This window comes from Oceanobacillus alkalisoli (assembly GCF_022213125.1).
GTDB classification, from domain to species: domain Bacteria; phylum Bacillota; class Bacilli; order Bacillales; family Amphibacillaceae; genus Oceanobacillus; species Oceanobacillus alkalisoli.
This window is the reverse complement of the sequence record NZ_JAKNRA010000029.1, coordinates 1-13,125: the sequence shown is the minus strand read 5'-3', so window position 1 is coordinate 13,125 and position 13,125 is coordinate 1. Positions and strand designations below refer to the sequence as shown.

Below are 13,125 nucleotides of genomic sequence, written 5' to 3'. Positions count from 1 at the left end.
GAAACAGAACTTGATTACTTATGGTATGCAAATTGCTATGTTAAAACAACTGCTAACCCGTAAATAATTACCGAGAAAGAATATTACATGGTTCAAAATAAATTAATGAAAAAATATGGCATCATTTTTGATAGTACAGGCTTAATTGTGTTTCTATTGGCGATACATTTTGTATGGGAGTTATCATATTTCCAATCATTCGATTTTTTTGTTGTTAGAAGATTTAAGGATGTTCAATTTGAACTTCAACAATATAATCGGTCTAGATTCCAGAGTAATGAGGATTTTTTTAACAAAGGAATACATGACAAAACACCTCTCGAACCGAACATTCGAGAGATGTTTCGCTCTTATTTATTTACAATGCGATTGTACGTATTAACGGTTAATACGTAATAGACTGCATAGATGATAACAAAAAAGACTATAGCCGTTAGAATAGGGACAATGAGATTGATTCCAATGAGATTAGACATAAAGTTGCTGGTAAAGTACAATGTCACACAACTGTGCAATATTCCTACGGTTAGTGGCAATCCGAACACAAATAATGACTGCTTTTTGATGGATTTACGTATATCCTTTCTACTGACACCGATTTTACGAAGGATTTCATAGTGTCCTTTTGCTTCATTCGCTTCTGTTAACTGTTTGAAATAAATGATACTTCCAGTTGCTGCTAAAAATACTAGCCCCAAAAAACCAAAAATAAAGAGAGTAATTGCGTTTCCTTCTTTACCTTGCTTATACTCCGTATAAAATGATGAAGAAACTTGAAAATCGTTTCCAACCAGTTTATTTACTTTCTTTGATGTGGCTTGTGCCGTTACTTCATTTTCCACTTCATACACTTTATAAGTTAATGGAGCCTCTTTTTTGGCTATCTCAGCAAACATTTCGTTACTGACTACGAGAAAGAAATCGGGATAATCGAAAGGTAGCACATTACTTTCAACCATATGAACAAATGGCAGTTTGCTGCTTTCTTGAGGCAATTGAATCGTTATATTTTCTCCTTTAAAAACCGACTTCGTATATTCAGTAAACCTTGGCTGGATTACTGCTGCTTTATTTCTTGATAGTGAGACTGTTTCATCCTTATTTAAAGCATTCGCTGCTTTATTAAATGTACTTTCTGAGATTAATTGCACAGGATTTATGTCATAATCCAGTTGAAATGAGAGTATTCCTTTTACCTGAATGACGGGTATGTCTAGTTGGGCTTTTATTGGATGTCGATGATCTGCTTTTATTATGCTCTCCACCTGCGAATCAAATTCTGGACCTTTTGACAAATGCGAATAGCTGAATGGAACAACTTCCTCAGTTCTTTTTTCGTTGCTGTAATAACCACTGTAAGTTGCACCTAAGAAACAGATCGTTGCAGAACTCAACAATGCAATGACTGTAAAGGTACGCGCATTCCCTCTAATACGAAACAGTAAGCGAGATGTTTCAATTATTCTAGTTCCTCTGTAATAACGTGATTTATTTCTTTGTGATAATCTTAATAAATAGACTGTTACAGATCGGAAAAATAAATGGGTTCCAATGAAGAGAGCAACAAAGGCAATACCATAATTTTTTATTAAATATTCCGTAGTAAATTCGTCAGGAAATGGCTTTAATATCAGCCAGTAACTAACTACAAGCAATAAAACTCCGATAACAGCCGAAATAAGTGAAACCTTTGGAATTTGTTCTCCTTTTTTCTCAGCATAGAATAATTCGATTAATTTAAAACGATAAATCAAACGGTAACCTTGAACGGAAGTGAATAAAATAATGACCATAAAGACTATGACCGTTTGGGTAATCGCTAGGAAGGAAATACCGAAGTCTACATCGGTAATTGAACCCATAAGTTTTATTAAAATCATTGCAAATAATTTGGAAAGTAAGGTTCCAAGAATAATTCCAATGACTAATGCAATGATTCCTATAACCAAATTTTCATAAAACAACATTTTTGCAATGGTTTTCTTGCGTAAACCAAGTATGGCGTACAATCCGACTTCTTTCTTCCTTTTTCTTGTGAAGAATGAATTGGAGTACAAAATAAAGATTGCGACGAATAAAATTAAGATAATTGATGATACCCCAAACATGAAACTCATTGTATCCGACAATTCAATGCTTTCCTGAATTTTTTCGCTATATTGCAAGGAAGTGAACGTATAATAAATAACCATGCTGAATACGAGCGTAACAAAATAGACAAAATAATTATTGAAATTACCTTTAATATTTTTCCTTGCTAAACTAAATAACGTCATTTGCTCCACCCCCCAGTGCGGATAGAACATCCAACACCTTGTTGAAAAATTCTTTGCGGGATCTTTTCCCTTTCACAAGTTCTGTGAAGATTTTACCGTCTTTAATAAATAGGACGCGATTACAATAACTTGCCGCATAAGCATCATGGGTAACCATTAAAATGGTTGCCTTGTCTTGTTCATTTAGATCCTTTAAACTTTCTAACAAGTCTGTTGCTGATTTCGAATCCAACGCACCTGTTGGTTCATCTGCCAATATTAGGCTTGGCTTTGAAATAATCGCTCGAGAAGCTGCCGTGCGTTGCTTTTGTCCACCAGAAATTTGATACGGGTACTTATTTAAAATGTCGCGAATTCCAAATTTATCTGCCACTTCATCTGCTCTTCGTTCCAATTCTTTAATGTTCAATTTTGCCAAGGCTAACGGCAAGATAATATTTTCTTTCACAGTTAAAGTATCTAATAAATTATAGTCTTGGAAAAGGAAACCAAGTTTGTCACGGCGAAAGGCAGATAATTGTTCTTCATTCATCTTTGTCAAATTGATTCCGTCAACCACGATGTTACCCGTAGTCGGCTCGTCAATAGTTGCCAATATATTTAGTAAAGTTGATTTACCAGCACCCGAGGGTCCCATAATACCGACGAATTCACCTTCCATGACCGTTAAGTCTATATCCTCCAAAGCTGAAAATATATTTCCCTTTGCACCATAGACTTTTTTTATTTGTTTTGCTTCGACTACAATATTCATATATAAATCCTCCATTCAGAGCTGTTTTTTCTACAATTTAATTGTACAATAGGAAACCTTAATATAAACTTACAGCTTGATCTCGTAACCTTACATTTTCGTCACATTGATAAAAAGTATCTTTAAACATTATGTTTTCTTTGTATATTGGTCGATATTCAATTAATATGATGTTACAGAAGGATGATTGTTTGGAGGGAAGAGGAATGAAAATCATGATTGTGGAAGATGATTTGACCATTCGTGATATGGTAGGGGAAACATTAGAAAAGTGGGGTTTTGAAACCGTTAAGATTGAAGACTTTGACCAAATCATGCAGGTATTTCTTAATCATGATCCTCACCTAGTCATCATGGATATCAATTTGCCATCGTTTGACGGATTTTACTGGTGTAGTAAAATCAGAGAAATTTCAAAGGTCCCTATGATCTTTCTCTCTTCCCGTGATACACCAATGGATATAGTGATGTCGATGAACATGGGAGGAGATGATTATATTCAAAAACCTTTCCATATGGATGTATTGATTGCAAAAATTAATGCACTCCTCCGCAGAACGTATTCCTATATGGAAACACAGTCTCAGACAATGGAACATGATGGAATTATATTAAATCTTGAAAACGGAGAGATCTTACATGGAGATCGAAAATCGGAACTCACGAAAACAGAATTTCATATTTTAAAAATTCTTATGAAAAATAAAGGAATCATCGTCAGTCGTACGAAAATAATGCGTAGCCTTTGGAAGAATGAAAATTTCGTGGACGAAAATACATTGACGGTTAATATTGCTCGCCTGCGTAAAAAACTTGTTGAGCTTGGAAAAGAACACTTTATTACAACTAAGAAAGGACAAGGTTATATAATTCAATGAATTTCTTTCATTACTTAAAAGATAAACGGAATTTCTTTATATTAAACATGATCATTATGTTCTTTGTTTCTTTGATGATGATTGTGAGCACAGATTCCAGAAACGCTGTAAGTAATATCGTCTATATCAATATGGTTATCTTTTTTATTGTAGCTATATACGTAATCATCGAATACTATTACAATAGAGAATTTTATCGGGAATTAAATGATTTGATTGAAAGTAACCATGAAGAATTTCTCGCAACTCTGCCTAAACCGCGAAACGATGAACAATTGTTATATCTTGAGTTATTAAAAAAAGTAAATAGTGTGCATGGCGATCAATTACAAAAGTTGTATAACGAAAAAATGGATCATCAAGACTTTATTACATCTTGGATTCATGAAGTCAAGGTTCCGATTGCGGCAGGTCGCTTGCTTATGGAAAACAGTAATGGAAGAACTGTTGAATACCTTGTGGACAAGTTTGAAGATGAGTTGGATAGAATAGAAAATTACGTAGAGCAGGCTCTTTATTATTCTCGCATTGATTCTTTTTCCAAAGATTATTTTATTTCCGAGGTAGTGTTGGATCAAGTCGCTAAAAACAGTGTAAAGAAATATGCCAAATCTTTTATTAACAAGCAAATTCGTTTTCATATGAACAATATTGAACAGGTTGTCCATACCGACAGTAAATGGCTTGGTTTTATTATGGATCAAGTTTTTTCAAATTCTTTAAAATATGCAGGTGAAGGCGGGGAAATCTCCGTACAATTTGAGGAAGATCGAAAAGAAAAGCGGCTACAGATTCAAGATACAGGCATTGGAATTAAGCCAGAGGATATCAGCCGAGTATTTGAAAAAGGATTTACAGGATTTATTGGGAGAAGTCATGCCAAATCTACCGGTTTAGGTCTCTACCTTGCAAAAGAAATGGCTCTTAAATTAGGACATGACCTTTCCATTCATTCAGAAGATGGGAAATATACGAAGGTCATCATCCACTTTCCAAAAATCAGAAATTATTATCATTTATAAGTATAATGGTGGGGTTAAAGAAATTGGTTAATCGGAAAATAGTATCAAATTAAAGGTGTTCAAGTAGAATAATGTTTATCGTAAGGCTTAAGAAATATTAAATAATATAGCCAATAGTAAGTGCATTAATTGAAAATAGCTATAACCAGGTTTTTATTATATTTTGATCGATTTTTTCAAAAATTGTTCTATTAATACCACGATTTAAAAAACTTTATTTTGTATTATTCATTATTATGTTCGATCAGTTTTTATGTGAATTGTAATAAAATAGAGTTTGACATTTAAAGTATTTCTTGTTTTGGTCCTTAATATTTAATATTAAAAATGATTCTACCTAACTGTTAATATTCAGTTGGGTTATTGTTTTTTAAAAACTTTTTCTCTGATTTTTGGCATTTTACAAAAAAACTTGTTGAAGGTAATGAAAGGGGAAATCATCAAGACGTTTTTTGGAGGAGCATGCAGATGAATGGGATGATTAATACTAATACGGAAATCAATGAGCGTGGCTTTTTGCCGTATCCAATCATTTTAGCTGCAAATAAGGGTGAGCTAGAAGCAATGAAAGTAGTTGTTCTACATTATAGAAGCTATATGACAAGTTTATCCATGCGTAAGCTCCGTGATGAACAAGGAAACACTTATTGAGGCATCGATGAAGATACACGCGAACGCTTACGAGCGAAGCTTATGCAATCTGTTTTAACTTTCAAAATTTGAATACAGAATGGTTAGGTTTTCCCTTTCATTCATCATATATTTGTTCTTTGACAAAGAAAGCACGGAAGATTACGCCGTGCAGTATAAGCAAAAAATCAGATACGTTCTACTGATGATGAGCCAATTGATTCATACGCCATGACTTTCGTTAGAAACGAGCGATAATCTATGAGTCTAATGTAATCGTGGTGGATTGCTGGCGATAACCCATCAGTTAGGATAATGATACTCCCCTATCGTCATGGTTCGAGCGTTTGAACCGTCGCAAGCTATGAGTAGGGCTGGAAGAAATACTTGCAGGGGTGAAATTCCCGTGGAGCTGCACCAGCAGCCGTCTGATTTTTGATATTCAATTTAGCAAGATAGGTTAAAGTAACTATCAAGTTATGACATTAAATCCTTTTTATTTTAGTGCAAGAGCCAAATTCACGCAACGTATTAGAATTAGTTTTATAGAAGCGATATAATAATAGACAGATATCAAATAGCATATCCTAGTCTATGGAAAGGAGTTCATATGGTCACAGTCACTAAAAAAGACTTGATAGCACTAGGTTATGGTCCCTCTTTTTCAGCTGATATCATTAGAGAATGTAAAAAACTAATGATTTCAAAAGGACATGCGTATTATCAATCTAAAAAGTTAGATCGTGTTCCTAAAGAAGCTGTTGAAGAAGTATTAGGGATAACTTTAGATGTGTGATTTGTACTTCTTGCACTAATTGCGTAAGGAGTGAAATCATGACTAAAGATATCGTCAAAAAGGCAAAGAACGGAACATATTATTTTCGTGCTAATTTAGGGTATCACCCGATCACTGGCAAGCAAATTCAGAAATACCGTAGTGGTTTTAAAACTAAAAAAGAAGCAAGGGAAGAATATTCGAGGTTACTGCTTACAAAATCAGATGAATTAGAAGAAAAGCAAGATGACATTCTGTTCCAACAGTTTATTGAAGATATTTTTTTACCTTGGTATAAAACACAAGTAAAAGAAAGAACGTACGAAAATCGATTACCGGCCGTCAGAAAACATTTCACTTTTTTTAATAGTTTAATCACTACCGAAATTACCCCGATTCATGTGCAAAAATGGCAATTAGCATTATCTAAAAAGAAGTATCGTTCTTCTTATATTAGAAATGTTCAAGGGTTATTTTCCATGGCGATGGATCGAGCGGTTGTTTTAGGTTTAGCTGAAAGTAATCCATCTAAAATTGTTGGAAATGTAAAAAAGACAAAGACAAAAATAGATTTTTGGACCAAAGAAGAATTTGAAAAAGTCATCTCTCTTTTTTATAAGGAAGACTACTATCAACACTTTTTATTTATCTCATTGTGGTTTTTATTTATGACTGGGATGCGGATTGGAGAAGCCACTGCAATTCAATGGGAAGATATTGACTTTGATTCTGGCGTGTTATCTATTGATAAAACACTTTACTATAAGAATTTAGATAATTACTCTTTTGTAGAACCAAAAACAAAGGCTAGTGTGCGCCAAATTGCATTAGACGGGGATACTTTAACTTTACTCCGTGAATGGCAGAACGTGCAGCAAGCTGTCATTCAAACCAATTATGTGATGAGCTATAATGGTGTTCCTACACAAAAACATACGTTGGCGAATGCCATTACACGTTTTTCAAAAAAAGCTGGGGTTCATCGAATTAGATTACATGCTTTAAGACACTCTCATGCTTCATTGCTTATTAGCATGGGTGAAAACCCATTAATCATTAAAGACCGTCTAGGGCATGAAGATATTGAAACGACACTCGGCACTTACGGACATTTGTATCCTAACAGTAACTTTGAGGTAGCCCATAAATTAGAAGGTATTATGTCTTACCAAACAGCAACACAAAATGGAGATACTTCACCTAAAAATCAGTTCACTGCTCGTTACCTACGTAAAGGATTAGAAACAAATAATGCAATAACAATGCGATGAAAATAGAGTAAAGAGCCGAAACCCTTATAAACAAAGGGGTTTCAGCTCTCCTTCTACTACTCCCACTCAACTGTAGATGGGCTACCTAGAAGCGTTGGTATCACTGCTTTCAGATAAGTTTCTTTCCCTTATGGTAGGATTTTGGTAGGGAACCAAATCCCCTTTAATGTTTTGATTTCCGTTAAAATCAATCAAAGTTTCTTTAGCAAAATTAAACTTAATATTGCCTGACATTTTTTCTGCAATCGACTCATCATTTCTTCCCCACAAATGCGCGTAATGTTTTAAGGTGATTTCTGGCGAACTATGACCTAGCCTTTTAGAAACAACAAGAATATCAGCATTAAACTCATTAATTAAGTAGCTTACATGAGAATGCCTTAATCCCTTCGCCTGTATCTTGTGAACCTTGGCAACCTTTGCGTATCTAGTTATAACTCTTGGAATCGTTGATCTGTGTATAGGTAATCCCGTATAGCTTATCACAAAATCATTTATCCCATGCTCTGATTGAACTAACTTCCAATTTTGCAATATCTTTACAGTATCATCATCTAAGGATATTGTTCGCATTCCATCTGCTGTTTTGGTATACGGTTTTCTCTTAAAATCTTTCATGGATTTCATTTGCAAAGTATGATGTATTCGTAGCTTCTTCTTTTTAAAATCTACATCATTCCAATAAAGTGCCAACCCCTCACTTACACGCATTCCTGTCATATAATAAAGCCAGATAGCGACAAAACACAAGTGCTCATAAAAATTATGCGTATAAATTACAGAAATCACCTTTTCAAACTCTTCCTTTGTCCAATAGTCAACAAGACTTTTACCTTTTGATATTGATTTAGTTCTCTTCGAGACATTCTCTTTTAAATACTGCAAAGTCACAGCGTATTCCATAGCTTGTCTAAATGCTCCATAAATCAATCCCGCATAATTTTGAGAGTGACCACTTTCATTTAAAAGCCAAGTTCTAAAGGCTTCACAGTCCCTCACATTAATTTCTCTAAGTTCTTTATCAAAAAAACGGTCACGAATCTCCCATAAAACATGTTTTCTAGTTTCCCATGTGCTCTCTTCTACATTAGATTGATAATGTGGCAAATAGTGCGTGTTCATAAATTCACCAAAAGTGAGTCGATAATTAGCGTAACCATTTTGCATAAGATATTCATTTTTTATTCTAGTTGCTTCTTTATTAGCCTCTCTTGCTGAACTAAATCTTTTACCATTGCTGTCTTTTCTGCTTTTCTTTTGAATCCTTTTTCCTGTAATCCTGTCAACACCAAGTTCAATATGATAATAGAAAACTCCCTTTTCATCTTGATAAACTCCCGGGTATTTTGTTTTAGCCATTCGCATCTCCTTCTTCCAGAGACACGCCTATAATATTTTCGACTGCATGATAGGGCACTCGGCCTAATCTTTTATTGTTATAGTACGGATAACCCTTATCCACCATATAATACTTTGCTTGTCTGATAATATCAACTGCTTGATATGGTAAAAAACCCATATCTTGCAATTCCTTTTTTGAAATGGTTTTATTCATTTGAAAAACAACTCCTTCTTAATTTTTTGCAATAAAAAAAGAACAGATTATTTTATCTGCTCTTTTACGATATAAAGTATTTTATTTGAGACATTATCCTTCGTTGTATCTTATTTCAAAATCCGGCAATATCATCACTCTTTAATAATTTTACCTTTTTCTTCTATATAATCAGGTTCTTGTTCCTCTAAAGAATCAAAATCAATATCTGGATGACCATTTACATTCACAAGTTCTGCATCTTTCAACCTATAATAGGTTATTTCTTTTTTACTTTCTTCTTTATCATGAACAACAAATTTTACATATTTTCCATTTTCCCACATTGTTATATCTGAACCACTCCTTAAATCACTTCCGTAATCTATATCATAAGGTTCATATTCTAACTCACCCAACTTCGGCAGCTCTGATTCAAATTTTTCAATAGTCAAATTTACTATATCTTCATAGGCTAAATTATCATTTGCTTTTCCTTCTGACATTCCACATGCTACTAAACTAATAGAAAAAATCACCAATATGATTAATTTCAACATGTGTTTATGCAAAGAATCGCCTCCAATTTGAGTAATTACCATTTAACCTATGATAACATATAATCAATACTGGAAAAAATTAAAATCAACAATACGCCAAAGATCATCCGTCTTTTCCAAATCTAATTCAATGAATGAATCAACTAAGGTGACCACATCACCCATTTCAATTTCATTTATGAAAATACCTAACACCTTTTGCCTACCATCCGTTGATTTCCCTAAATAAATATCCAAATTATTAACAGTAGATTTCACTTTAACCAATTTCTCATCATATTCCTCATTCGTATCAAAATTTAACTCTTTTATTTTTTCTTCTGATACATACATTTCTACATTTCCTTTTACTGGTTTCCCTCGATAGTTAAAGTAACCTAAAATAAACTGTTCACCTATCTCACCAGCTTCTAAATAAATGACTTCCTCTGCACTCTCTAACTCACTAATTTCATTCTTTACATGTTTTAACTCATTTCTATAATTTTCATTCTTCACAAATAAGAAAAGAATGACCAAAACACCAACAACAAGCAGTGGTAAATACCTTTTCATTCTATCACCTCTAAATTCCGAACTTTTTAAACCAAGAACAACCTCAATATTCTTAAAAACCAAACATTATTTAATCATTCTAATCCTAATGTTTTTAGGGGATCAACTTTATCTTGGTGTGCTTGTCCTAATTCAGTCAAATGTTCTAAATGCAAATGATTTCCTGTACTAGAACCCGTCGTACCGCATTTCCCAACAGCTTGACCTTGACTAACACTATCACCAGGCGAAACATTCAATAATGACATATGAGCATATCGACTAAACTCTTTATTTCCATGTTGCAATGTAACATAGTTTCCATAGCCAGTATTACCATGAATTGCTTCCACTACTTCTCCATCCTTAACTGCCATGATATTATCTCTAGGCGTACAACCGAAATCAGCCCCACCATGAAAACTCTCTAACTCACCAGTAATTGGATGTGTACGTGGTCCAAATCTACTCGTAATTCTAATTTCTTTTAATGGCAACGCCCAAGCACCACGAACATTTATGGGAACAGAATCATCTTCTTCAAGATAACGCATTACATTATCTACATAATTTACATCACCATAACGAGACCACCCCATTTTTTCAGCCATCATTTGACTAAAATCAAATGCAACCCTTTTAGAGTACCCCCCTCTTTCAAGCGCATAATTTATAAATCCCGAGCCAAAATTATAAGATTGTAAGGAAAGTTTCACTTCTCCCTCAGCATCTTTCATAACCTGCGAAAAGTATTTCGTTCCAACATCAATAGAAAGTTCTGGGTCTGTAATTGAATTAGGAGGGAGCCCAATTGATTCTGAACTTTGCATTACATCTAAAAGCCTACCCCCACTTTCTTGCATTGTCACAGCCATTAACACATCTACATGTTGTGATATAAAATATTTTTTTGCATATTTTTCAAAATAAGGTTTATATCTCAATACTTCGGGTGCAATACCGTTACCAATATAAAAATCCGTATCTTCTTCATTTTCTTCTTCTCTAAAATGATGTAATCCATCACTATTATCCACTGAATTAACAACAAAAAGAACAACTACCCCAATGATGAAAAAGAAGAAAAGCAAAAAGAGAATTAAATAAATTTTGATTTTCAACTTAGCCATTTTTACCGCAGGTATTTTGTCCATGTTCAATTCAAAAACCCCCCCAAAAAAGAGAATTGCCTATTATAGCAATCCTCCATTCTCATCTCTTTCCTTTTTCCTTTCCTCCACAGATGATACTTCTCTAGTCCGTTGTCCATCTAAATCTGTATCACGATGAACTTCTGTATGACCACGGTTTTCTTTATTCACACCCTCTATATCGCGTTCTTGCGTATTATCTGGTTGTTTCGTTCTTTCCTCATCACGTTCTTTATCATGATGAGATTCTTTATGACTACGATTTTCTTTATTCACACCTTCTACATCTTGTTTTTGCGTGTTGTCTGGCTGTTTCGTTCGTTCTTCATCACCTTCTTTATCATGATGAGATTTACTTTGACCACGATTTTCTTTACTCACATCATCTACCTTTTTTTTCTTTCGTTGTGGAGTACGTTTGGTATCATTACCTTTTCCATTTTTAGCACCTTTTCTTTCCTGCTTCATACTTGTTCGATTCTTTTTTGGATTTTGTTTCGTATCACTTTCTTCATCACCATAATTCATTGGAGATACTCTCTTTTGAGGACGTCTTTGTTCCAATCTTTCTTTCGCATTAGAAAAATGTTTACTATAATATTGATTCATATTTGACATCATGTTTCCATCAACTGTTTGAACACGTCCTGCCGTAATGAAGCTAATAATCTTATTCCTTTTAATTATGATTAAGAAAAACAGTATAATCAAAAGTACAACATGCAATAAATATGTTCCTGTGTCGTTTGGTTCAACAAATAGATACATAGAATAGGTTAATAGATAAACGACAAATAATAATATTCCTAACAAGCCCTTTGTTAGAAAGATTGTCACTATATTACCCAATGTTTTAAAACCAGTCATTGCAAAATGAGGGATAAAGCTTAAAACAAACGCAAAAGGTAAAACTAACGCAATTAATATCGCTAACAATTGTAATGCAAAATTAATTAAACCTAATAATAAAAATGGAATAGACAAACCAATCACAATGAAAAAGGTTAAGAATACTAGACCCGATTGTTTAAACGCTGAACCCGAAGCTACATGCGTATTGTCGTTTTTAGTTACTTCAAGATAAGCATGAGCAATTCTATAGGCTGAACCTTTCGAGTTTAATTTAAAAGCAAGCATCCTTTCCGATCTTGGGTATGCTTGAAATCCAAACCCTAAATCTTTAATTTCATCATTACCATTAATTTTTTCTTCATCTGTAGTACCATAATTAATTAAGAGATATGGTCGTTTTAATGCTAAATCAAAATAAATATTACGGATAACTGCAATTGTTCCTTCTATCTTTTCATTTTCATCAATATCATTAACCCCTTCATAAACACCCTCTCTCTGTTCCTCAAAAATCCCTAAAATACCGTTCCCAGCATTCACTAGGGTTGCTTGCATATCACCCGACAAGGCATTCATACTTTTCATTAAATAACTAGCATTTGAAACCCAATAACCTGCAACAATCAAAACGACAACAAACAACATGAATTTTCTAAAGGATTCTCTTGCATTTCCCTTTGTGAAAAATATAAAAATAAGATAGGCACATAAAAATGCAAACAGTATTTCTGCAAAGTGTTCTTTTAAAACCTCATAAATGCTTGTAACCGTCAAGTAGAATTAAGCAGTTTTTCACAATTAACACTCAACAGGTTTCCCCAATTAAGATTCAACACCTGTTTCTTGAAACAAAGCACGTCTGTACTTCATTCTGATGCTGTCTTGGTT

At 33.8% G+C, this 13,125-nt stretch carries 13 protein-coding genes; 5 read left to right on the top strand and 8 right to left on the bottom strand.

What is annotated here, in order from left to right:
* Positions 1-350: 350 nt before the first annotated feature.
* Entirely contained in the window at positions 351-2,276 is a 1,926-nt protein-coding gene (drcB, locus tag L3V42_RS17780; protein ID WP_235762183.1) for a daptomycin efflux ABC transporter permease DrcB, read from the bottom strand.
* Entirely contained in the window at positions 2,263-3,030 is a 768-nt protein-coding gene (gene drcA / locus L3V42_RS17775; RefSeq protein ID WP_238472604.1) for a daptomycin efflux ABC transporter ATP-binding protein DrcA, read from the bottom strand. The genes drcB and drcA overlap by 14 nt, the downstream gene beginning before the upstream one ends.
* Before the next feature lie 206 nt (positions 3,031-3,236).
* On the opposite strand from drcA, the gene L3V42_RS17770 reads away from it, so the two are divergent.
* The 5 genes from L3V42_RS17770 (at position 3,237) to L3V42_RS17750 (ending at position 7,606) form a co-directional block, all read left to right on the top strand.
* On the top strand, positions 3,237-3,908 hold the full coding sequence (locus tag L3V42_RS17770) for a response regulator transcription factor (RefSeq protein WP_235762185.1): 672 nt from the start codon (positions 3,237-3,239) through the stop codon (positions 3,906-3,908).
* Entirely contained in the window at positions 3,905-4,930 is a 1,026-nt protein-coding gene (locus tag L3V42_RS17765; RefSeq protein WP_238472603.1) for a sensor histidine kinase, read from the top strand. Before L3V42_RS17770 ends, L3V42_RS17765 begins: the two co-directional genes overlap by 4 nt.
* A 468-nt stretch (positions 4,931-5,398) precedes the next feature.
* Positions 5,399-5,581 (top strand): helix-turn-helix domain-containing protein, encoded by a 183-nt coding sequence (locus L3V42_RS17760; protein ID WP_107589062.1) that lies wholly within the window; start codon positions 5,399-5,401, stop codon positions 5,579-5,581.
* A 589-nt stretch (positions 5,582-6,170) separates the two neighbouring features.
* Complete coding sequence (locus L3V42_RS17755) at positions 6,171-6,356, top strand: DUF3173 domain-containing protein (protein WP_017795842.1); 186 nt, start codon at positions 6,171-6,173, stop codon at positions 6,354-6,356.
* A gap of 38 nt (positions 6,357-6,394) precedes the next feature.
* Positions 6,395-7,606 carry a site-specific integrase gene (locus L3V42_RS17750; protein WP_238472602.1) on the top strand — a complete coding sequence of 404 codons (1,212 nt, stop codon included), beginning with the start codon at positions 6,395-6,397 and terminating at the stop codon, positions 7,604-7,606.
* 81 nt (positions 7,607-7,687) lie between these two features.
* Here L3V42_RS17750 and L3V42_RS17745 read toward each other — a convergent pair whose 3' ends face one another.
* The 6 genes from L3V42_RS17745 to L3V42_RS17720 form a co-directional block, all read right to left on the bottom strand.
* A complete protein-coding gene (locus tag L3V42_RS17745; protein WP_439651905.1) occupies positions 7,688-8,971 on the bottom strand; it encodes a tyrosine-type recombinase/integrase in 1,284 nt (427 codons plus the stop codon).
* The gene (locus L3V42_RS17740; RefSeq protein ID WP_238472600.1) at positions 8,958-9,161 is read right to left on the bottom strand and encodes a DUF3173 domain-containing protein; all 204 of its coding nucleotides are present in this window, start codon (positions 9,159-9,161) and stop codon (positions 8,958-8,960) included. The genes L3V42_RS17745 and L3V42_RS17740 overlap by 14 nt, the downstream gene beginning before the upstream one ends.
* 134 nt (positions 9,162-9,295) lie before the next feature.
* Complete coding sequence (locus L3V42_RS17735; RefSeq protein ID WP_238472599.1) at positions 9,296-9,712, bottom strand: hypothetical protein; 417 nt, start codon at positions 9,710-9,712, stop codon at positions 9,296-9,298.
* Positions 9,713-9,763: 51 nt separating this feature from the next.
* Positions 9,764-10,255 (bottom strand): YddI family membrane protein, encoded by a 492-nt coding sequence (locus L3V42_RS17730; protein ID WP_238472598.1) that lies wholly within the window; start codon positions 10,253-10,255, stop codon positions 9,764-9,766.
* A gap of 74 nt (positions 10,256-10,329) precedes the next feature.
* Positions 10,330-11,388 (bottom strand): lysozyme family protein, encoded by a 1,059-nt coding sequence (locus tag L3V42_RS17725; RefSeq protein WP_238472605.1) that lies wholly within the window; start codon positions 11,386-11,388, stop codon positions 10,330-10,332.
* Between the two features lie 39 nt (positions 11,389-11,427).
* Positions 11,428-13,011 carry a CD3337/EF1877 family mobilome membrane protein gene (locus L3V42_RS17720; RefSeq protein WP_238472597.1) on the bottom strand — a complete coding sequence of 528 codons (1,584 nt, stop codon included), beginning with the start codon at positions 13,009-13,011 and terminating at the stop codon, positions 11,428-11,430.
* Positions 13,012-13,125: the final 114 nt, after the last annotated feature.